The sequence below is a fragment of the Enterobacter sp. Ag1 genome, from assembly GCA_000277545.1.
Lineage (GTDB): Bacteria > Pseudomonadota > Gammaproteobacteria > Enterobacterales > Enterobacteriaceae > Cedecea.
This window is the reverse complement of the sequence record AKXM01000049.1, coordinates 23548-44346: the sequence shown is the minus strand read 5'-3', so window position 1 is coordinate 44346 and position 20799 is coordinate 23548. Positions and strand designations below refer to the sequence as shown.

17 protein-coding genes are annotated in these 20799 nt (G+C 55.4%); 8 read left to right on the top strand and 9 right to left on the bottom strand.

Features of this window, described 5'->3' with window-relative positions; all coding sequences use genetic code 11:
• The first annotated feature begins 150 nt into the window (after positions 1-150).
• A complete protein-coding gene (gene fbp, locus A936_RS18475) occupies positions 151-1149 on the top strand; it encodes a class 1 fructose-bisphosphatase (RefSeq protein WP_008460446.1) in 999 nt (332 codons plus the stop codon).
• Positions 1150-1197: 48 nt separating this feature from the next.
• On the opposite strand, the gene A936_RS18470 is transcribed toward fbp, so the two are convergent.
• The gene (locus A936_RS18470; RefSeq protein ID WP_008460445.1) at positions 1198-2751 is read right to left on the bottom strand and encodes a methyl-accepting chemotaxis protein; all 1554 of its coding nucleotides are present in this window, start codon (positions 2749-2751) and stop codon (positions 1198-1200) included.
• A 283-nt stretch (positions 2752-3034) separates the two neighbouring features.
• On the opposite strand from A936_RS18470, the gene ppa reads away from it, so the two are divergent.
• Positions 3035-3565 carry an inorganic diphosphatase gene (gene ppa, locus A936_RS18465; RefSeq protein ID WP_008460444.1) on the top strand — a complete coding sequence of 177 codons (531 nt, stop codon included), beginning with the start codon at positions 3035-3037 and terminating at the stop codon, positions 3563-3565.
• Between the two features lie 119 nt (positions 3566-3684).
• Here the strand turns inward: ppa and A936_RS18460 are convergent, their stop codons facing one another.
• Genes A936_RS18460 through tamA form a run of 3 tightly spaced genes read right to left on the bottom strand, consistent with a single transcriptional unit; the run spans position 3685 to position 9541 of the window.
• The gene (locus A936_RS18460) at positions 3685-4029 is read right to left on the bottom strand and encodes a gamma-glutamylcyclotransferase family protein (protein WP_008460443.1); all 345 of its coding nucleotides are present in this window, start codon (positions 4027-4029) and stop codon (positions 3685-3687) included.
• Positions 4030-4031: 2 nt separating this feature from the next.
• Complete coding sequence (tamB, locus tag A936_RS18455) at positions 4032-7808, bottom strand: autotransporter assembly complex protein TamB (protein WP_008460442.1); 3777 nt, start codon at positions 7806-7808, stop codon at positions 4032-4034.
• On the bottom strand, positions 7805-9541 hold the full coding sequence (gene tamA / locus A936_RS18450) for an autotransporter assembly complex protein TamA (RefSeq protein WP_008460440.1): 1737 nt from the start codon (positions 9539-9541) through the stop codon (positions 7805-7807). Before tamA ends, tamB begins: the two co-directional genes overlap by 4 nt.
• Positions 9542-9755: 214 nt before the next feature.
• Between tamA and msrA the strand changes: the two genes are divergently transcribed.
• Positions 9756-10391: a peptide-methionine (S)-S-oxide reductase MsrA gene (gene msrA / locus A936_RS18445; RefSeq protein ID WP_008460438.1), complete on the top strand. Its 636-nt coding sequence runs from the start codon at positions 9756-9758 to the stop codon at positions 10389-10391.
• Positions 10392-10438: 47 nt separating this feature from the next.
• Here msrA and A936_RS18440 read toward each other — a convergent pair whose 3' ends face one another.
• Positions 10439-11095 carry a leucine-rich repeat domain-containing protein gene (locus A936_RS18440; protein ID WP_008460437.1) on the bottom strand — a complete coding sequence of 219 codons (657 nt, stop codon included), beginning with the start codon at positions 11093-11095 and terminating at the stop codon, positions 10439-10441.
• Between the two features lie 249 nt (positions 11096-11344).
• Positions 11345-12679 carry a hypothetical protein gene (locus tag A936_RS22470; RefSeq protein ID WP_008460434.1) on the bottom strand — a complete coding sequence of 445 codons (1335 nt, stop codon included), beginning with the start codon at positions 12677-12679 and terminating at the stop codon, positions 11345-11347.
• A gap of 317 nt (positions 12680-12996) precedes the next feature.
• Here A936_RS22470 and paeA point away from each other — a divergent pair, with 317 nt between their 5' ends.
• The gene (gene paeA, locus A936_RS18430; protein ID WP_008460431.1) at positions 12997-14334 is read left to right on the top strand and encodes a polyamine export protein PaeA; all 1338 of its coding nucleotides are present in this window, start codon (positions 12997-12999) and stop codon (positions 14332-14334) included.
• A 221-nt stretch (positions 14335-14555) separates the two neighbouring features.
• Here the strand turns inward: paeA and A936_RS18425 are convergent, their stop codons facing one another.
• Positions 14556-14762 carry a DUF1107 domain-containing protein gene (locus A936_RS18425; protein WP_008460430.1) on the bottom strand — a complete coding sequence of 69 codons (207 nt, stop codon included), beginning with the start codon at positions 14760-14762 and terminating at the stop codon, positions 14556-14558.
• 325 nt (positions 14763-15087) lie between these two features.
• Here A936_RS18425 and A936_RS18420 point away from each other — a divergent pair, with 325 nt between their 5' ends.
• The gene (locus A936_RS18420; protein ID WP_008460428.1) at positions 15088-15645 is read left to right on the top strand and encodes a YtfJ family protein; all 558 of its coding nucleotides are present in this window, start codon (positions 15088-15090) and stop codon (positions 15643-15645) included.
• On the opposite strand, the gene cysQ is transcribed toward A936_RS18420, so the two are convergent.
• A complete protein-coding gene (gene cysQ / locus A936_RS18415; RefSeq protein WP_008460426.1) occupies positions 15635-16381 on the bottom strand; it encodes a 3'(2'),5'-bisphosphate nucleotidase CysQ in 747 nt (248 codons plus the stop codon). The genes A936_RS18420 and cysQ overlap by 11 nt on opposite strands.
• 201 nt (positions 16382-16582) lie before the next feature.
• On the opposite strand from cysQ, the gene A936_RS18410 reads away from it, so the two are divergent.
• A complete protein-coding gene (locus A936_RS18410; protein WP_008460424.1) occupies positions 16583-18514 on the top strand; it encodes a bifunctional 2',3'-cyclic-nucleotide 2'-phosphodiesterase/3'-nucleotidase in 1932 nt (643 codons plus the stop codon).
• A 5-nt stretch (positions 18515-18519) separates the two neighbouring features.
• On the opposite strand, the gene A936_RS18405 is transcribed toward A936_RS18410, so the two are convergent.
• A complete protein-coding gene (locus A936_RS18405; RefSeq protein ID WP_008460422.1) occupies positions 18520-18915 on the bottom strand; it encodes a winged helix-turn-helix transcriptional regulator in 396 nt (131 codons plus the stop codon).
• A 92-nt stretch (positions 18916-19007) separates the two neighbouring features.
• On the opposite strand from A936_RS18405, the gene A936_RS18400 reads away from it, so the two are divergent.
• Both A936_RS18400 and A936_RS18395 read left to right on the top strand, forming a co-directional pair.
• Complete coding sequence (locus A936_RS18400) at positions 19008-19856, top strand: SDR family oxidoreductase (RefSeq protein WP_008460421.1); 849 nt, start codon at positions 19008-19010, stop codon at positions 19854-19856.
• Between the two features lie 78 nt (positions 19857-19934).
• Positions 19935-20756 (top strand): AraC family transcriptional regulator, encoded by an 822-nt coding sequence (locus tag A936_RS18395; RefSeq protein ID WP_008460420.1) that lies wholly within the window; start codon positions 19935-19937, stop codon positions 20754-20756.
• The last annotated feature ends 43 nt before the right edge of the window (positions 20757-20799 follow it).

Genomic DNA, 20799 nt, shown 5'->3' with positions numbered 1-20799 from the left:
CGCACATTCTAACCGCATGGCTGCGGAGGCGAAACGCATTTCAGGATATTCCTTATCTTGCTGGCGCGATTCACCTGTGCGCGACAATTTGAAAATTTGTTAAGATTGTTGCGATCGCTTTATCCAACATAATGATGCAGGGAAAGTGTTATGAAAACGTTAGGTGAATTTATTGTCGAAAAGCAGCATGAGTTTTCCCATGCTACCGGTGAGCTCACGGCTTTACTGTCGGCAATAAAGCTGGGCGCTAAAATCATCCACCGCGATATCAATAAGGCCGGTCTGGTCGATATCCTGGGGGCGAGCGGTGCCGAAAACGTGCAGGGCGAAGAGCAGCAAAAACTCGACCTGTTCGCGAATGAAAAACTGAAGGCAGCGTTAAAAGCGCGCGGTATTGTGGCCGGTATCGCCTCCGAAGAAGAAGACGAGATCGTGGTCTTTGAAGGCGCCGAGCAGGCAAAATATGTCGTGCTGATGGACCCGCTTGACGGATCTTCTAACATCGATGTCAACGTGTCCGTTGGCACCATTTTCTCTATTTACCGCCGCATTACGCCAGTCGGCACGCCGGTCACCGAGGAGGATTTCCTCCAGCCGGGTAACCAACAGGTTGCCGCCGGCTACGTGGTTTACGGCTCATCAACGATGCTGGTTTACACCACCGGCTGCGGCGTACACGCCTTCACCTACGATCCTTCTCTCGGCGTGTTCTGCCTGAGTCAGGAACGTATGCGCTTCCCGGAGAGAGGCAACACCTACTCCATTAACGAAGGCAACTACATTAAATTCCCGACCGGCGTGAAGAAGTACATCAAGTTCTGCCAGGAAGAAGATGCCGCCAGCAAGCGCCCGTACACCTCGCGCTACATCGGTTCACTGGTGGCGGACTTCCACCGCAACCTGCTGAAAGGCGGGATTTATCTTTACCCAAGCACCGCCAGCCACCCGGAAGGCAAGCTGCGTTTGCTGTATGAGGGCAACCCAATGGCATTCCTCGCGGAACAGGCCGGCGGGAAAGCCAGCGACGGGAAAGAGAGAATTCTGGATATCATCCCAACCACGCTGCACCAACGCCGCCCGTTCTTCGTCGGCACAAAACACATGGTCGATGACGTAGAGCGTTTTATTCGCGAATACCCGGACGCCTGATTTCCCCTGCACAATGCGCCTCTCCTTCCAGGGAGAGGCGTGACTCAATCAATAACGGAACGAAGCCATCGCGGCGACCAGCTGCTGCGACTGCTCTTCAAGCGAATGCGTTGCCGCAGTGGACTGCTCAACTAAAGCCGCGTTCTGCTGTGCCGCTTCATCCATCTGGCTGACCGCAATATTCACCTGCTCAATACCGTGGCTTTGCTCGTTAGACGCGTTGGCAATTTCGCGAACCAGTTTGGTCATGCGCATAATTTCTTCGGCGATTTCGTCCATGGTTTCCCCGGCCTGCTGCGCCAGCTCGCTGCCCTCACCCACGTGCGTTTGCGAATCGGAAATCAATGCGCGGATCTCTTTTGCTGCCTCGGCGCTGCGGCTTGCCAGGGTACGAACTTCACCGGCGACCACGGCAAAACCACGGCCTTGCTCACCCGCGCGGGCAGCTTCCACCGAAGCGTTAAGGGCCAGAATATTGGTCTGGAAAGCGATGCCGTCGATAACGCTCAGGATGTCGGCGATACGCCCCGCGCTACCGGAAATATCGCGCATTTTCTCAATGACGTAGCACACCATTTCGCTGCCGCGGTCGGCGGTATCGGAGACGACTTTCGCCAGCTTGTGCGCCTGTTCGGCGTTATCGGCGTTTTGCTTCACCGTCGCGGTAATTTGCTCCATGCTGGCCGCCGTTTCTTCCAACGAGGTCGCCGTGGACTCCGTACGCTGGGAAAGATTGAGGTTGCCGGCCGCCAGTTCACGGCTGCCGGTATCAATCTGGGAAGAGGCATCCCGCACGCGGCTGACCGACTCCACCAGCGAGGTTCTCATCGCCACAATCGCGCTGGCAAGACGGCCAAATTCATTGTTGCCCGTTTGCGGAAGCGGTTGGGTCAGGTCGCCATCGGCCACAAACTCCAGTTGGTGAATCGCCTCATCCAGCGGCTTCAACAGCAGGTGACGCAGCGCCAGCCAGACCAGCACAATAATCGCGGCGGTCAGCAGTGCGGCAAAAATAATAAAGCCCAGAACAAGGGTCTTGTGCAGCTGAACGGCAGCCACTTCACTGTTTCCGCGCGTTTCGCCCCAGCTCTGGAAAGCCTGCACGTCATTATCAAACTTCTGTCCCAGCGGGATCAGGCTTTTTTCCAGCAGGTCGTAATAGTCGTCCGGGCTTTGCTTTTGCAGCGCGGCCAGCATCGGCGTAATACCTTGTGCCTGATAGGCGCCAAAGCTTTGCGCCAGGCCGGTAAGCAGGGCGTTACCCTGGTCGTCATTCACGCCGCTGTCGATGACGGACTTCAGGTTTTTCTGCGCCAGCCCAACTTCACCCACGATCTTCTGCGTGGCTTTTGTCGCGTCGTCCAGCATGCCAATTTCCATCTGGCGTACCGCCTGGCTTGCCTCGTTTCTGGCGCGAAGCAGCAGAATATAGCCATCGCTAATGCGCACCATTTGCTCACCCTGTAGGCGGTTGATGCGCTCAAGAGAAGTGGAACTTTGCTGCAGGGCATAAATGCCGATGCCGCTTACAACCAACAGCAAGAACGTCATAACCGCTAACAGCGTCAGCAGCCCCGTGCGAATCGACAAATTTCTCAACATGCTTAATTCCCGGTTTAACGATGGCTCATGAATAAAGTAGTGAGCGTGTTATCGGCAATTTTCGGAAATTGTTTAATCAATTTGCGTGATTTACGTTCGTTAAGTGCTTGTTGCCATGATGTTTAGCTCAATTATGACAATGAAATGACTCAAGATTTGAGTAGCCTGAAGCGGGGCATTTGGTGCATCCGGAGGGTAGCGGTCAAAAAACAGCAAAAGACATTTAACCGCAGTTGGCTATAATATCGGGCACTTGAAATACACCAGGTTAAAGGAAACAGACATGAGCTTACTCAACGTCCCTGCGGGTAAAGATCTGCCGGAAGACATCTACGTTGTTATCGAAATCCCTGCTAACGCCGATCCAATCAAATACGAAGTAGACAAAGAGAGCGGCGCGCTGTTTGTTGACCGTTTCATGTCTACCGCGATGTTCTACCCGTGCAACTACGGTTACATCAACCACACCCTGTCTCTGGACGGTGACCCGGTTGACGTGCTGGTCCCAACTCCATACCCGCTGGAGCCAGGTAGCGTGATCCGTTGCCGTCCAGTTGGCGTTCTGAAAATGACCGACGAGTCTGGCGAAGATGCAAAACTGGTTGCGGTTCCGCACACCAAACTGAGCAAAGAGTACGATCACATTAAAGATGTGAACGACCTGCCAGAACTGCTGAAAGCGCAGATCACTCACTTCTTCGAGCACTACAAAGATCTCGAGAAAGGCAAATGGGTGAAAGTTGACGGCTGGGATAACGCCGAAGCTGCTAAAGCTGAAATCATCGCTTCTTTCGAACGCGCAGCTAAGAAGTAAGTTAGCCCGCCAGAAAGAAAAAACACCGCCCAAGGGCGGTGTTTTTGTTTCTGCCTCCCACCTCATCAGGCAGACAGGCAAAAAAACGGCCACGTGTTGGCGTGGCCGCTTAGGTGTGATTAATACTTTTCTCGATCCAGCCAGTTCCCGCTGTCGATACGGGTTAACCCCTCGACAGGACGCTGATAGACATACATCCATGCGCCGCCGTAAGGGGTCTGAATCAGCTGACGGCTGTACTCTCCCCCTTTGGTGCGCAGCGCATCCAGCTCAGAAAGCGTAGAGGCGTCTATCCGGTAAACTTCGCCGGAGACCACGCCATCACCCGGCACGGCGCCTGGATAATGCCCAAGGCTATACAACACGTAGTTTTCCTGCGTGTGGTCGCCCAGCCACTGGGCGTTGGTCATCCAGTGGCTGTTGCCTTGTTTGCGTCGTAAACTGCCGTAAACAAATATTCGCATTGCTAAAACTCAAACTGATAGAGCAGATCTAGTGCCTGATCTACGCCAGACACCGCTTCCAGATACAGCTTAGGCATCAGACGATAACGTAACGTTAACGTCGCCAGAGAGTCAAAAATACCTACGCCATATTTAACCTGTAGACCCGGCAGTACATAGCCGCTAACCACCACCTGAGAGGAATCACCCACCCCCGCGGTGTCGAGCGCCAGATTGCTTACGCCAAACGTCTCGCCGATTTTACCCACAACCTGACCACTTTGTGCAACCCCCAGACCCACAAGCATCGATGTCATCGCGTCGCCGTCGTTGCCGGAAGTGTCTAAGCCCTGGCCGCGAAGCAGGTAGGACAAGGCTTCCTGCTGGGACATCGCTGGATCCGAGAATATTTCAGCTTTTGGTTCATCTGCCGGGCCGGTCACACGCACGCCAGCCGTCACGCTGTTTTCGGTCGAGTCCGGGTTACGGATGGCTTCAATATTCAGGTACGGGTTGTCCGGCGGGCCGGAGAACAGCAGCTCGCCTTTGCGGACGATAAGATCCTGCCCGTAAGCATGGAATCGGCCCTGAGGAATGTTGATCTGGCCGTTGAGGCCGAGTCCCTGCTTGTCCTGCACCATTTTCAGGTCGCCGGTCAGACGTGCTTTCAGGCCGAAAGCGTCCAGCCGCACGTTGTTGCCGACGTGAATCGTCAGATTGCTGTTGATCGGGATCCCGGCAGATTTAGGGTTAATTGGCTTCAGATCTTTATCCAGCATCACTTCATCGCTGGAGACGCCCACGGCGCTGTCCGGTACATCATGCACCACGATTCGCGCCCACGGCACATCAACGTTACCGTTGAGGGTAAACAGGCTTGGCGTGGCCACAAATTCAATATCCGGGGAAACGTCCAGGCGCACCATCGGCGGCACGGTAATGCGCACTTTGCTGCCTTTCGCGGCTATGCGCGCCCGCCAGTTGTCGATTTGCGTCCAGTCGGCGTCACCGCTTAACACAATCTGCCCCTGCTTCGTGCGCACCACGCCCTGCAGCGTGGAGTTCATCCCGTTAAAGTTCATGGCAATCTGGCTAGGCTGCATCTCGAACGGCATAAAGTTGCCTTCGACATCGACGCCATTAAGCTGCATTTGTCCGAACATCTGTGGACGCTCAAGGTTGCCGCCGAGGCGTAAGTTCGCGTTCAGCGTACCGTCCGCCTTTTCGCCTTTCGAGAAGATGGCGTTAGCAATCGCCAGGGAGAAGTTGCGAATATTGACGTTGCCGCCAAGGTTACGCCGCCCCTGTGGGTCGGTGATTTGAACCTGGCCGTCGAACTGCCCGTTATTCGCCACCTTCACCAGCCAGCCAAGCTGGGCGCGGTTATTCTTCAGTTCGGCGCTGAGGTTTAGCGTGTCGAAGGCAACAGGCAAGGTATTGCCGTTCACGACCTGCGCCACTTTCACGCCGCGCCCGCTGAGCGTCACCTGGCCCTGCGGCAGGCCACCAGCTTCGCTGTCCCAGCTCACGTCGGCCTTACCGGTAAACACGCCGCTGGCCTGAGTATCCGCCGGCATCAGTGGTTTAAGCATGGCAAGATCGAAGCGGTTGAGGTTTACCAGCGCCCGCCCCTTCGCCCCGGCGTCGATAGTTTGCGGCACACACAGTTCGGCATTCGGGTTTACCCAGCAGTGCGGGCCAATGGCGATTTTCTGTTCTTTATTGCGGAAGTCCAGCGTCAGCTCGCGGTTGAGCGCCCACGGTCCTACCGGCGTATCAAAACGGGTATCCGTTAACTTGCCGCGCCAGCGCTCTTCGTTACGGTCGAAGCTGCCGCTCAGGTTGAGGCGCCCGGAAACAGGCTCTCCCTGAACGCGCAGTTGAAGCTGGTGCTGCTTCTCATCACCTTTCGCGTCCAGCGTGACCAGATCAACCTTCACGCCCGGCTGAGCAACACGTTCTACGCGCAGGTTGAGGTTCCCGGCAATTTGGTCGCTCGATTTTACATCGCCTTTCAGCAGAACACGGGCAATCGTCAACTCCTGCCAGCGCAGGCCGTTAGCGGTCAGGTCAGCCAGCAATTGTGGCGCTTTCACGTCGCCGCGAACTTTCACGATCCCTTTCGCCGTTCCGCCTAAACCAGGCAAGGCGTTATCCAGATTTGGGGCATTGATATTTGCGTCCAGGTTGAGATCTTTTTCGCCCAGTTCGCCTTTCACATCCACCGTATTGCGGCCCAGCGCCACATGCAGGCCCGGCACCTTCCACTGCATGTAGCTGTTACCCTGCAGAGTGCCTTCCACATTGACCTTATTCTGCTTCACATTGCCGGCAAGCTTCAGCTCGGGAATATCCAGCTGCCAGCTGCCGCCATACAGGCTGCCCCGGGTTTTGATCTTACCGTCCAGCTTCGCGGGCCAGTCCGGGAACTGCTTCGCCGTGTTGATGCCGGCCAGCGTTAACTCCCCCTGCCAGCTGATGGCTTTGCTCCAGTCCACCAGCGCTTTCAGATCCGTATTCCCCTGTAGCGCAGCCACGCGCAGCTTATCGAGGCTAAACTGCTGTTCGTTGCCTTTGCCGTCCAGCGTGATGGTGGCAGGCGGAACCTGGTCGCCCTTCACGGCGGTACTAAAGGCCAGCTTGTAGTCGGTCATTTTACCGGTCAGACGCAGTTTAAGATCGTCGGCCTGGTACTGCTTCTCGCCGGTCAGCGGCCAGGCAAGCTGCTTGCTGTCCAGTTCAACGTTGAGCGGCAGCCCGGCTTCGGCAAGTCGGGTTTTGGCATTCAACTGCATCCCCACCGGCCCTGAAAGGTTGACGCCCACTTTGAGCTCGTCGCGCAGGGCGCCGCCCACGGTCATCTTCACCTTTTCGCCTTTCAGCGGGTCGATGTTCAGCGTGCTGTTGAGAGTTAAGTCAACCGGCCAGTTGTCGCGTAGCTGCGCGCTGCCGGTGGCGTTCACCAGCCCCTGAGAGGAGTCCACATCCAACGCATCCAGCTTGAGATTGCCGTCGATGCTGCTCACTTTCAGCAGCAGAGAGTTGACCAGCAAATCCGTATCGCCGGTCAGTCGCAGGCGTGCGCCGCGAAACTCCTGAATATTCAGATTTACCGGCAAATTCACATCCGTCATTTCCGGCAGCAGCGGCTTCTCAAACAGTTGCTTCAGCGTTTCCCCGAGCGGCGCTTCTTCCGGCTGAGGGTGTTGAATTTTCGGCTCAACAATCTCTTCTTTTGCCACCTGCGCGGCCTTCGGCAACGCAATCAGCAAGCCTTCAAGCGATGTCGGGGTCAGCGTCAGGTTGCGCTGCTCCCAGGTCAGGCCGCTGGTGAAGTCCATCACCGAGACGGTGGTGTCGTCGATTTTCACGTTAACGTTATTCAACGCCACGCGGCTCAGGGTAATCGGGTACGGCGTGGAGAGGTTCAGCGGGCCGCTGTCCTCTTCCTGCACCGGGGCAGACGGCGGCATTTTTTTCGTGTCGACCGCAACATCCACATCTTTCAGCGAGAAATCATTTACGCACAGGCTGCTGTGCCACAGGCAGTTTAGCTTCACCGCAAGGTGAACCTCGCCCGCACGCACCGCGACCCCGGGCTGTTCATAACGCAGGTTCTTTAACGTCAGATTACGCCAGCCGCCGTCAACCTGAGCGATATTCAGCCCCGGTACCCAGCGATTAGCGCCTTTAAACAGCAAATGCAGGCCTGGCGTAGTCCCCACCAGGAAACCGACTGCTGCGATCAGCAGCACAATCACAGCCAGCACCGCGAGGCTTATTTTCTTCCAGCGACTCATAGTTCAGGCCCCAAACCGATGTAAAACTGTAAACCGTGCTCTTCCTTGTCACCCACCGGTACGGCGAAGTCGAGCTTGATAGGCCCAACCGGGGACTGCCAGCGCACGCCAACGCCCGCGCCGGTTTTGAAGTTGCTGCGTTTGATGTCATTCACCGCTTCACCGGAGTCAACGAACGCCGCGCCCCACCATTTGCCGGTCACGTTGTACTGGTACTCCAGCGAGCCGGTTGCCAGCTTGGAGGCCCCCGTTAACTTGCCGTTGCTATCTTCTGGCGATATCGATTTGTATTTATAGCCACGAATACTGCGGTCGCCCCCGGCGAAGAAACGCAGATCAGGCGGCACTTTTTTGAAGTCGTTGGTTTCGATCCACCCCACGTTGCCGCGCACGACAAAGCGATGTTTTTCATACAGCGAACGTATCCAAACGTTTTGTGCCTGGAACACGCCGAAATCGACGCCGGAACCCCAGGCCGTATTAGAGACATCGATCGAGTAACGCTGTGAGTCACCCCACGTAGGCATCAGGCCCCCACGTGAGCGGGTACGGTTCAGGCTGACGCCGGGGTAAAGCAGCATGGTCGTGTTGGTGACATCTGCCTGCGTAAAGTGGTCGAGGCTCCAGCGCAGGTTAACGGCGCGTTGCCAGCCGCTGGACATATCCCAGTAACGGGACAGCGCTACGGTGGTGGAGTCCGATTTTGTGTCGTTGAGATCGGTTCGCTTAAAACCGCCCTGGACCAGGTAGTACTGCTCCAGCGGGCTTTTTAACAGCGGAACTTTGTAGCTGAAATCGAGCGTTTGCTCCGGCCCGGAAAGGCTGGTGCTGGTTGTCAGGCTGTGGCCGTAGGAGTTCATCCACGGTTTTTTCCAGCTGGCTTTCACGCGCGGCCCTACGTCCGTGGAGTAACCCACCCCGGTTTCAATTGTGTTTTCAGTGCGCGGCGTCACCACGCCCTGCAATGGCAGCACTTTAGTCTGGCGTGATTTGTCAAATTCGGGCGCCACCACTACGGAGTTAAACCAGCCGGTGGCGGACAGGCGGCGGTTAAGCTCGGCCAGATCGCTCGACTGGTAATAGTCCCCTTGCTTGAAAGGCACAAGATTTTGCAAATACTCTTCGCGAATCTGGGAGCCCTGAAAGGTCACCGCCCCAAAGCGATAGCGCTCGCCGCTGTCGTAGTCGATATCCCAGAATGCCTGATGCCTTTCGAGAGATACACCTAGCTGGCTCTTACGGAAATCGCTGTCGAAGTAGCCCTTACGCAGCGCGATACTGGAGAGGCTTTTTTTGAAGTTATCGTAGTCAGCGTGATCGAGCACGGTACCTATTTTTGGCCGCTTGGGCAGCAATGCCAGATAGTCTTTATCCGTCCGCGCACCGCCGCGCAAAATCACATCAGTGCCGCCGATTAACACGGGCTGCCCGGCGTCAACTTGTGCCAGCAAAACCTGACGCCCCCCGTTCTGCGGCGGTGGTTTAAGCGTGAAATTGATGGTGGGCTCGTAGTAGCCCAACGCCTTTAGCCCTGCGCGAATGGCGTCGTCGACGCGTGCCTGGAAGCGACGATCCGGCGTCACTTCATCGCTTTGGATGGTTGAAAGCTGAGCGCGGACGTTTTTTTGCAGTTCGCCGCTGAGTCCCTCAACCTGCAAACGCACGCTCGCGGCGTTTGCCCATGCGCTCGCCACACACAGGCTTGTAATACATAAAGTACGGATTACTGGCACGTTTTCTCCTGAATATCCTTGTTCCCACCCCTGGAAGGAAACGTCATTCCCGCTCCGCGGATTAACAAAACCCTAACATCGAGGGTTGAAAATAACTCACTAGCCTAAATCTTTCTTATATGTAATGTAGTCTGTAACTCGGATGTATTGTCTGCAATTGCAGGTCTGATGACAACCGCTCGCTTTTTTGCCGATTTTCGGGAGATCCAACACCATGTCATTCTTCGACAAAACTCACAATGTGACGCAGGCCGATGCCCTGCCGGGCCGCAACACGCCGATGCCGGTCGCCACGCTTCACGCGGTTAACGAACACTCGATGACAAATGTACCAGACGGGATGGAAATCGCGCTGTTTGCGATGGGATGTTTTTGGGGCGTAGAGCGCCTGTATTGGGAGATTCCTGGCGTCTACAGTACGGCGGCCGGCTACAGCGGCGGCTACACGCCCAACCCAACCTATCGCGAAGTTTGCAGCGGCCAGACCGGCCATGCTGAAGCGGTGCGCGTGGTTTATGATCCGAAAGTCGTGAGCTACGAGCAGCTTTTACAGGTGTTCTGGGAAAACCACGACCCGGCTCAGGGGATGCGCCAGGGCGGGGACGTCGGCACCCAGTACCGTTCGGCCATATACCCGCTCACGCCGGAACAGGACAAAGCCGCCCACGCCAGCCTTGAACGTTTCCAGGCCGCGATGAATGCCGCCGGCGATAAACGCCAGGTCACCACTGAAATCGCCAACGCAGGTCCGTTCTACTACGCGGAAGACGACCACCAGCAATATCTGTACAAGAATCCGCACGGCTACTGCGGCATTGGCGGCATCGGCGTTTGTCTGCCGCCTCAGTAAGCTTCGCGATACAGCCAGTCAACCGACTGGCTTTTTCTTTAACGTCGTTAGCCAAAGCCAACCCAGGCCTTTTGATTATTCACATCCAGCGTAGCGGAAGTATGCCCATTCCCGAGGCTGGCCATGCTGATGTTATTTGCCACGCCATGCTTATTCAGCGCCGCCAGCATCGCCCGCACGTTACCCGCCGATCCCTGATCGTTAGCCCCGACCAGGAACACCTCGGTTTTGCGCGCCGACGGATGCAAATGCCGGGACAGCATATCCTCCAGAGGGATCCCACCTGAGCCACTGCGCTGCGGATTATCCATATGCAGCGCCAGGCTTTTCCCATCCTGAACAATCATCGCCGCCAGACAAGGTGCCAGGTCGGTGGTGAATAAGGCCGTTTTCTGCCGGGGAGGCTGATGAATTACCTGCGCGCGGTTATTGCCCTGGGCAAAAAACTGCAGTTTGTAACCTTCATCCGCAAAACGTTCATGCGAGCGACGAAACGGTACGCCCTGGTTGTGCTGATTCATCGCCAGTTGCAGCGTTTGCAGGGAGCCCAACTGTAAAAGCGCTTTGGCCGGAAAGGTCTGCAGCGGGTTGCCGGACAAATTCAAATGTTTAAGGTGCGTCAGCGCGCCCAGGGAGTCAGGTAGCGCCGTCAGACCTCGCTCGCTCAGATCTAATGTTTCCCCACGGCACTGAAAGTTATTCATTATTTCGCTACACGCCGCCGCTCTGGCTTTGCCTTCTTCCGCTGTAGGAGCCGCAGCGGTCCAATTCTTGAGATCGCCGTGTAAATCACTCGCGTGCAGGCCAGAGGAAGCGGCCTTCACCGCTGCCGTTGAGGATGTGGTGGAGAATGGTGGCAGACCTGAAGGTCGCGCTGCCGTAGAATTAATATGCATAATCAGGCTCCGAAAATAGACTGCCTGTGTGTGGACGTAACTCCCCCATCGGTTCCTTTACACCTGCTGCTCTGCGGCATTAAGGGAAGTTGCTGGCTGGCGATTTAAGGCCGCCTGCAGCTGATGCCCGATCCAGCCTGCCGCCGAGTTCACGGCAGCCGGGACCTTTTCCTGCAGAGTTTGTGTCATTTTGTCCGCCACGGCGTCAGCGAGGATCTCAGCCGCAGGTACGGCGAAGAACACCGGGGCAGAGGCCACGACGTTGGTCGAATGGCTGATGGCGCTCAGCGAAGCGGCATTCACTCTGGGGAAGGCGTGGGCGACAGCTGCGCCAATCGCGCTACGCAGGCTAATCACACCGGCAAAGCCCCCGGCCAGCATCGCCGTTTTCCCAAGGCTCGGTGCAGAAAGAACGCTTGCCGTCGCTTTCAGGCTATCCGTGGCAATGTCCAGGGGCAGCTTCGCCACGCGCTGAGCGGCGTTTTTAAGCGTATCGCTCACCACATGCGTATTTTTCAAGTCAGTGAACCGCTGCTGCCAGTCGTTGCGCCCCAGCAAATACTCGGGCCCGGTTCGGCCTTTGTTTTCGTCCACCGCATGCAGAATGGCGCTCATCGCACCACCCGCCACCACGCCGCCCGCTGCGGACAGCCACGTATCGGCTTCACCGGCCACTTTCGCCCCGGCAAAATGCGTCAAGGTGGCCGCCGTCGCCAGGCGCGCCAGGTTACGTGCCGAATAGGTCTGAATGGCTAACCCGGTTTCTGTCACCGTCGTCAGCAAGCTCGCTTTTGCCTCTTTTACCGCTTCACGCATGACCGGATGCAGGTCGCTGTCTTTGGCAGACAGCCACGGATTTGTTGCCGTGGCGCGGTTAAGCAGCGTGGTGCCAATGGTGTCGGCGATGCTGGACTGAAGGCCAGCATGGAGGCCAATTTCCGCCGCAGTGTGGGCAAAAGCGCTCAGCAGCGGAACTTTATCGTAGGCAACAGACGCGGCGGCAAACGGGATAGCTCGCACAGCACCTCGCGCAACTTGCCCTAGCCTGTCCAGTTGGTGCCCTTTAGTCAGCACGGCTTCAACAGAGGCAGGCGTTTCCCCCATTTTGTGTAATTCACGGGTTCTCGACTCAATTAGAGCATGCATTTCAGCATGGTTATCGCCGTTAATATGTTTGCCAAACAGCGTGCCAAGCTGGTGATGGATCGCGGCTTCATTGGCCGAGCCATAAACGCTGTTACCCACGAAATACAGGCTTTCATGCGCGCTTACGGCAGCAGAAGTGGCCACAGATGAACCCGAAGCGATCGACGCCGGTCGCTGGCCGCTGTGTTCCGGTAAGGGAGGAAGCTCCGCCGCCTGTCTGTGCACGGAAGTAACGGAATTGACCATGTGAACGCTCTCCTGATAGTGGGCTAACCGGTCAGGTGAGTGGCAAAAATAGAAGAAAAGTTCCGGGGATAAAAAGAAGAACAGCAGCTTATACAATGCGCCAAACGTTAATCCCATTAATCAAAAAACAGTTCAATAAAAACGCGGCTTTCCGCCGGTTAAATTACAGCCTCTGGTAGCACATCCCATCCTTACGCTATACTACCCCTTGAATTTGCTGGCTCGTTCACAAAAGCGGCCAGCATTTCTTGTGTTTGACCCCTGAGATTTATCCACTTTTCCCTTCCGAGGACCTGGCCACAACAGCCAGATAAATTATGTTAAACAGTATTTTGATAATACTTATCCTTATTGCTATTAGTGCCTTTTTCTCAATCTCTGAGATCTCGCTTGCCGCCTCTCGTAAAATCAAACTTAAGCTGCTGGCCGATGAAGGCAACGTCAATGCTCAGCGCGTGCTAAAGATGCAAGAAACGCCGGGCATGTTCTTTACCGTCGTACAAATTGGCCTTAACGCCGTGGCAATTCTCGGCGGTATTGTCGGCGATGCGGCTTTCTCACCGGCGTTTAAAATTCTGTTGGAGCGTTTTCTGGCTCCAGAACTCGCCGACCAGCTCAGCTTTATTATCTCATTCACTCTCGTCACCAGCCTGTTCATTCTGTTCGCAGACCTCACCCCGAAACGCATCGGTATGATTTCTCCCGAAACGGTTGCTTTACGTATTATCAACCCGATGCGCTTCTGTCTGTTTGTTTTCAGACCTTTAGTGTGGTTCTTCAACGGCCTGGCTAACGTTATTTTCCGCATCTTCAAGCTGCCAATGGTGCGTAAAGACGACATTACTTCTGACGACGTTTACGCGGTTTTTGAAGCCGGTGCGCTGGCAGGCGTCCTGCGAAAGCAGGAACACGAACTGATTGAAAACGTCTTTGAGCTGGAATCGCGTACCGTGCCGTCTTCCATGACCTCGCGCGAAAACGTGATTTGGTTCGACCTGCACGCCGACGAGCAAAGCCTGAAGTCCACCATCGCTGAACATCCGCATTCCAAGTTCCTGGTGTGTAACGGCGATATCGACCACGTCGTTGGCTATGTTGATTCCAAAGAGCTGCTGAACCGCGTGCTGGGCAACCAAAGCATGGCGCTGAACAGCGGCGTGCATCTGCGTAACGCCCTGATTGTGCCGGACACCCTGACGCTCTCCGAAGCGCTGGAAAGCTTTAAAACCGCCGGGGAAGACTTCGCGGTTATCATGAACGAATACGCGCTGGTGGTGGGTATCATTACCCTGAACGATGTGATGACGACGCTGATGGGCGACCTGGTCGGCCAGGGGATGGAGGAGCAAATCGTTGCCCGCGATGAAAACTCATGGCTGGTGGAAGGCGGCACGCCAATTGACGACGTGATGCGCGTGCTGGATATCGATGAGTTCCCGCAGTCCGGTAACTACGAAACCATCGGCGGGTTCATGATGTTCATGCTGCGTAAGATCCCGAAACGCACCGACTCGGTGAAGTTCTCCGGCTACAAGTTTGAGGTGGTGGATATTGATAACTACCGCATCGACCAGCTGCTGGTAACGCGTATCGACAATAAGCCTGTCGCGCTGTCGCCAAAGCTGCCTGATGGCGAAGAGCCTCAGGAGCAGTAAGCAAGCTCTACAAACACTAACGGCCCCTTCGGGGCCGCTTCAGGCAACGAGCAGCAGAACCAGAAAGAAGTATTGTCAGCCGCAGTTTCTACATAAACCAGGAAAACCATTGCATTGGTTTTCGGCTGATAGCCACAAAGAGGGAAAAACCACGCTTTTTCCCTCTTTGTCTATAAACACTAACGGCCCCTTCGGGGCCGTTTTTTTTACAACTTTTGGGCCTAGCCCATATCCGCCTGTAAGCGCATCACCTGGCGGTTGACCTCGGACATGACCGAGTAGTGCTGCTTATCCTTAACTTTCGGGACAAGGATTTTGCCCTTATCAAATTCGAAAGCGCCAACGTCCTTGATATACAACCGTCCACGGAACAGGATCTTCACGTACTTCGCCACCTGAAGGGGGTTGTAACGTTGGAAAATTTTCATTGTTCTTTACTCCTGCATGTTAACGCCTCTGCGAGCTACATTTGGCCCGACAAAATGAGGCGAAAAAGTTTGGTGCTCGAAAACTATAGTCCAGATATCGAAGGTCACCTAGTGTGTAGAAGTTTTTTTACTAAAAGATTACAAAGTTGCAGAACAATATTTTTAAATGTAAAAAACGGCAGCGTAAGCCTTCAAATTTCAGGGTTATGTGCGTCAGCCCGCAAACTGGCACTTTGCTTGCGGGACAGATGCTTATTCAGCACATATGCTTAAAACATCGGCCCAAGTGGTCGGATCACCTGCTAACAACAATAAGGAGTCACCGATGACCCTGCGCAAAACGCTGGCGCTGTCTCTTCTGCTGCTGCCGCTCATGGCCTCAGCCCACAACTTTGAAAATAATCAGCGAGTTTCCCCTATTGGCATTACCGATAAGGGCGAACTGGTGCTGGATAACAATAAGTTTAGTTATAAAAACTGGAATAGCGCGCAGCTGCCTGGGAAAGTGAGAGTCCTGCAGCATATTGCCGGCCGTTCGAGCGCCAAAGAAGAAAATGCGGCCATGGTCGAAGCCATCAAAGCGGCAAAATTCCCGCATGATAAGTACCAGACCACCACCATTGTGAACACCGACGACGCAATTGTTGGCACCAGCATGTTTGTGCGCAGCAGCATCGAAAGTAATAAGAAAGAGTTTCCGTGGTCGCAGTTTATCGTCGACAGCAACGGCGTAGCGGCGAAAGCGTGGCAGCTGCAACAGGGCGGCTCAGCTATCGTGGTACTGGATAAAGAAGGCAGAATTCAGTTCGCCAAAGATGGCCCGTTAACCCAGCAGGAAGTGCAGCAGGTGATTAGCCTGCTGCAAGGGTTACTCAGTAAATAGAAACACGGAAACCGGGGTTCAGGAACGACTCGCGCGGGGTATAGTCCAGCGGCTTACCCTGCCAGTCATGAACGTGCGCCCCGGCAGCGACCGCCACGGCGTGCCCTGCTGCGGTGTCCCAGATATTGGTTGGCCCAAAGCGAGGATAGAGCTGGGCCTGACCGTCTGCCACCAGGCAGAACTTCAGCGACGAGCCAATGGCCGTGGTTTGGTGCTCACCCATCTGCTGGAGATACTCTTTTAGCTCGCTATCGTTGGCGGCATGAGACCGGCTGACCACCACGCGTGGTGGGCGGGCATCCCGCACATGAATCTGATTGCGTACGCCGCACTCTTCTTTCCAGGCCTTCCCCTCTGCGGCGCTGTACATAATCTTCAGCACCGGCGCGTAGACAACGCCCATCACCGCTTTTCCACCTTCAATAAGCGCGATATTCACGGTGAACTCGCCGTTACGCTTAAGAAACTCTTTTGTACCGTCCAGCGGATCGACCAGCCAATAGCGCTGCCAGCTTTGGCGGGTATCCCACGACTGGGGATCTTCTTCTGACAGCACAGGGATGTCCGGCGTCAACGCTTTCAGCCCTTTCAGAATAATGTCGTGGGCAGCAAGATCCGCCGCCGTTACCGGAGAGTCATCAAGCTTATGCGTCGCCTGAAGCGGTTTCTCTCCCTCATAAACCTGCATGATAGCGGCCCCGGCCTCGCGGGCCAGCTGGCAAATTTGTTCTAACATTCTCCACCTCGCGTTGTGTCTCTGCGCTACATCGAGCGAATAACTTATTGTTTTACTTATATCTCATTGCACCACGATGCGCTATCTGTGAAGCATTTCTGGTTTACCGGGCTTAAATTCTGGCAGACTTCACAAAATTGTAAGCAACAGTCTGTATATACATTGCCCTTTGTGGCGTACCTCTAAAAAGGACATTTAAACATGATTAAGTTTAGCGCAACGCTTCTGGCGACGCTGATAGCCGCCAGCGTCAATGCGGCCACCGTTGACCTGCGGATCATGGAAACGACCGATCTGCACAGCAACATGATGGACTTCGATTACTACAAAGATACGCCGACAGAGAAGTTCGGTCTGGTACGCACAGCAAGTTTGATCAATGCCGCGCGCGGTGAAGTCATTAACAGCGTGCTGGTGGATAACGGCGATATTATTCAGGGCAGCCCGCTCGGTGATTACGCGGCCGCAAAAGGGCTTAAAGCCGGGGAAATTCATCCGGTTTATAAAGCGCTGAATACGCTCGACTATACGGTCGGCAACCTGGGCAACCACGAATTCAACTATGGCCTCGACTTCCTGCACAAAGCCCTCGCTGGCGCGAAATTCCCGTACGTGAACGCCAATATCATCGACGTGAAAACCCAGAAGCCAATGTTCACGCCGTACCTGATTAAAGAAACCGAAGTCAAAGACAAAGACGGTAAAACCCAGACGCTGCGCATCGGCTACATCGGCTTCGTGCCGCCGCAAATCATGAGCTGGGATAAAGCCAACCTGAGCGGCAAAGTGACGGTGAACGACATTACCGAAACCGCCAAAAAATACGTGCCGGAAATGCGCCAACAGGGCGCTGATGTAGTCGTCGTGATTGCCCACTCGGGGCTGTCCAGCGAGCCTTATCAGGCGATGGCAGAAAACTCCGTTTATTACCTCAGCCAAGTACCAGGCGTGGACGCCATTATGTTCGGCCATGCCCATGCCGTATTCCCTGGAAAAGACTTTGCCAATATTAAAGGGGCCGATATTGAAAAAGGCACCCTGAACGGCGTGCCTGCCGTGATGCCGGGCATGTGGGGCGACCACCTCGGCGTGGTGGATCTGGTGCTGAACAACGATTCTGGCAGTTGGAAGGTCGCCAGCAGCAAGGCGGAAGCGCGGCCAATTTATGACAGCGTAGCCAAAAAATCGCTGGCGGCAGAAGATCAGAACCTGAAGAAAGTGCTTGAGCACGATCATACTGCAACCCGCGAGTTTGTCAGCAAGCCGGTGGGTAAATCGGCTGACAACATGTACAGCTATCTGGCGCTGGTGCAGGACGATCCCACCGTTCAGGTGGTGAATAACGCGCAGAAGGCCTACGTCGAGAAATACATTCAGGGCGACCCGGATCTTGCGAATCTGCCGGTGCTTTCCGCCGCCGCGCCGTTCAAAGTGGGCGGGCGTAAAAACGATCCGGCCAGCTTTGTTGAAGTTGAAAAAGGCCAGCTGACCTTCCGCAACGCCGCCGATCTCTACCTTTACCCGAACACGCTGGTGGTGGTGAAAGCGACCGGGAAAGAAGTTAAAGAGTGGCTGGAGTGTTCCGCCGGGCAGTTCAACCAGATCGACGTGAACAGCACTAAGCCTCAGGAACTGATCAACTGGGACGGCTTCCGTACCTACAACTTCGACGTCATCGACGGCGTGAACTACCAGATAGACGTCAGCCAGCCGGCTCGCTACGACGGTGAATGCCAGATGGTGAACCCGAAGGCCGAGCGCATCAAAGACCTCACCTTCAAGGGTAAACCTATCGACCCGAATGCCGTCTTCCTGGTGGCGACCAATAACTACCGCGCTTACGGCGGCAAGTTTGCCGGCACCGGCGACAGCCACATCGCGTTTGCTTCCCCGGATGAGAACCGCTCGGTGCTGGCTAACTGGATCGGTGCTCAGGGCGAAATTCATCCTGCGGCGGACAACAACTGGCGTCTGGCGCCTATAGCCAGCAAGCAGCCGCTGGACATCCGCTTTGAAACCTCGCCGACCGACAAAGCCGCCGCCTTTATCAAAGAAAAAGGCCAATACCCAATGAAAAAAGTCGCTAACGACGACATTGGTTTTGCTGTCTATCAGCTTGATTTAAGCAAGTAAGTGCCTCAGGCGTCCCGTTTCTCCCGGGACGCCATTACCTGCGGCAAATTCCCCTCGATCCAGTCGGCCAGCGCGGCCACTTTCTCGGCAATTTCGTGGCCCATCGGCGTCAGCGTATACTCTACGTGCGGCGGTACAACCGGGTAAGATTTGCGATCCACAAAACCGTCCGCCTCCAGCCACTGCAGCGTCTGCGCCAGCATTTTCTCGCTCACGCCGCCCATCTTGCGCCTTAAATCGCTAAAACGATGAGTGCCGTCCTGTAATGCCACTAAAATTAAGACACCCCAGCGGCTGGTCACGTGTTTCAGCACATCCCGCGAGGGGCATTTGTCGCTAAACAGATTGCCGTTGCGCAGCTGCTCGCTCAGCGTCATGGGCGCTTCGATGATTTCACTCATTTAACACTTACCTTTTTGTACGTACTTACTAAAAGTTAGTTATGGTGCTAGTGTGGCACAACTTGTTCGAAACATCACTCAGGAGATTGATCATGATTGCGATTACCGGCGCATCCGGCCAGTTGGGCCGCCTTGTTATTGAAGATTTGTTGAAAACCGTGAAAGCCGAAGAGATCGTGGCCGTTGTGCGTAACCCGGCCAAAGTTGACGATTTTGCCAGCCGTGGCGTACAGGTTCGCGAGGCAAATTACGGGGATGTGTCAGCCCTGGTAAAAGCATTCTCGGGCGTGGAAAAAGTGCTGCTGATCTCCTCCAGCGAGGTTGGCCAGCGCGCCGCTCAGCACAACAATATTATTGCCGCAGCTAAACAGGCAGGCGTGAAACTCATCGCCTATACCAGCCTGCTGCATGCCGACAAATCGCCACTGGCCCTCGCCGAAGAACACATTGTCACGGAGCAGCAGCTCAAAGCCTCCGGCGTTCCATTCGTGCTGCTGCGTAACGGCTGGTATACCGAAAACTACCTGGCCAGCGTACCGCCTGCGATTCAGCACGGCGTGTTTATCGGCAGCGCCGGAGAAGGCAAAATCGCCTCTGCAACGCGGGCTGATTACGCGGCAGCGGCTGCTAAAGTGATGACGCTGGATAACCAGGCAGGCAAAGTTTATGAGCTGGCGGGAGATCGCGGCTGGACGCTGACCGAACTGGCGGCGGAAGTCAGCCAGCAAAGCGGCAAGCCCGTGGTTTATCAGAACCTGAACGAGGCCGATTTTAAAGCTGCGCTGCAGGGCGCTGGCCTGCCGGAAGGCTTTGCCGCGCTGCTGGCAAATTCAGATGCTGGAGCAGAAAAAGGTGGTCTTTTTGACGACAGCCACCAGCTCAGCAAACTGATCGGTCGCCCAACCACATCGCTACGCGACAGCGTGAAAAGCGCCCTTTAATTGTTAAAAAGTGGTTAATAACTAGCCCTGCACGCGGACATCTCTATAATAACGGGAGAATCCGCGTGGAGAGAAAGCGTGCAGGGAGTTCCCGAGCAGTTTAGCGATGAGATAGACAGCGCCCAGTTTCGGCATCTGCCGCAGTTGCCGGGCGTTGAGCTTTATCACGCCCATATTGCGAAGTACGCCTTTGAGCCACACACCCACGAAGCCTTCGGCATCGGGGCCATCACCTGGGGTGCAGAGCGCTTCCGCTACCGGGGCGAGCAACTGGTTGCCCCCACGGACTCGCTGGTGCTAATGAACCCGGATGAGCTGCATACTGGCGAAGCCGCCAGCGAAGACGGCTGGCAGTACCGCATGATTTACCTGGATCCTAACCTGCTGGAGTCGCTGACCGGGGAGAGAAGCTGGTGGTTTAACGCCGCCGTGAATCACGATCCCGCCCGCGCCCGCCAGGTTTCGCAATTTATTGCGGGCCTTTGGCAGGCCGAGGATACGCTCACTCAGCAGGGGCTGTTGCTGAATCTTGTTGAGGCATTTCGCCCCTATGCCCGCCATCTTCCAGGGCTTCACGAGGCGGCGAACCGCTTCGCCCTCGTCCGCGAATACCTTTACGACAACTATATGCACACTATCACCCTTGAAGATTTAGCGGGGCTGGTGTCCCTTAGTCCTTACCATTTCCAAAGGCAGTTCAAAGCCTGTTATCACGTCACCCCGCATCAGATGCTGATGGCGATTCGCCTGTGGCACGCCAAACAATTCCTCACTAACGGCATGCCCGCGGCCCAGGTTGCCGCCGCCAGCGGCCTGACGGACCAGGCGCACCTGACCCGCGCCTTTGCCCAGCGCTATGGCATTACTCCCGGGCGTTACCAAAAGCAGGTCACCCGCTAACAAGACAGCAACCTGGTACAATACGCCACAGTACGATCCCCCT

What these genes read in the sequence shown, in the direction of transcription:
- tamB (WP_008460442.1), bottom strand. Translation starts at nt 7,808, where the DNA reads ATGAGTCGCTGGAAGAAAATAAGCCTCGCGGTGCTGGCTGTGATTGTG.
- A936_RS18425 (WP_008460430.1), bottom strand. Translation starts at nt 14,762, where the DNA reads ATGAAAATTTTCCAACGTTACAACCCCCTTCAGGTGGCGAAGTACGTG.
- A936_RS22470 (WP_008460434.1), bottom strand. Translation starts at nt 12,679, where the DNA reads ATGGTCAATTCCGTTACTTCCGTGCACAGACAGGCGGCGGAGCTTCCT.
- msrA (WP_008460438.1), top strand. Translation starts at nt 9,756, where the DNA reads ATGTCATTCTTCGACAAAACTCACAATGTGACGCAGGCCGATGCCCTG.
- A936_RS18410 (WP_008460424.1), top strand. Translation starts at nt 16,583, where the DNA reads ATGATTAAGTTTAGCGCAACGCTTCTGGCGACGCTGATAGCCGCCAGC.
- A936_RS18440 (WP_008460437.1), bottom strand. Translation starts at nt 11,095, where the DNA reads ATGAATAACTTTCAGTGCCGTGGGGAAACATTAGATCTGAGCGAGCGA.
- A936_RS18460 (WP_008460443.1), bottom strand. Translation starts at nt 4,029, where the DNA reads ATGCGAATATTTGTTTACGGCAGTTTACGACGCAAACAAGGCAACAGC.
- A936_RS18420 (WP_008460428.1), top strand. Translation starts at nt 15,088, where the DNA reads ATGACCCTGCGCAAAACGCTGGCGCTGTCTCTTCTGCTGCTGCCGCTC.
- paeA (WP_008460431.1), top strand. Translation starts at nt 12,997, where the DNA reads ATGTTAAACAGTATTTTGATAATACTTATCCTTATTGCTATTAGTGCC.
- A936_RS18400 (WP_008460421.1), top strand. Translation starts at nt 19,008, where the DNA reads ATGATTGCGATTACCGGCGCATCCGGCCAGTTGGGCCGCCTTGTTATT.
- A936_RS18405 (WP_008460422.1), bottom strand. Translation starts at nt 18,915, where the DNA reads ATGAGTGAAATCATCGAAGCGCCCATGACGCTGAGCGAGCAGCTGCGC.
- cysQ (WP_008460426.1), bottom strand. Translation starts at nt 16,381, where the DNA reads ATGTTAGAACAAATTTGCCAGCTGGCCCGCGAGGCCGGGGCCGCTATC.
- ppa (WP_008460444.1), top strand. Translation starts at nt 3,035, where the DNA reads ATGAGCTTACTCAACGTCCCTGCGGGTAAAGATCTGCCGGAAGACATC.
- fbp (WP_008460446.1), top strand. Translation starts at nt 151, where the DNA reads ATGAAAACGTTAGGTGAATTTATTGTCGAAAAGCAGCATGAGTTTTCC.
- A936_RS18470 (WP_008460445.1), bottom strand. Translation starts at nt 2,751, where the DNA reads ATGTTGAGAAATTTGTCGATTCGCACGGGGCTGCTGACGCTGTTAGCG.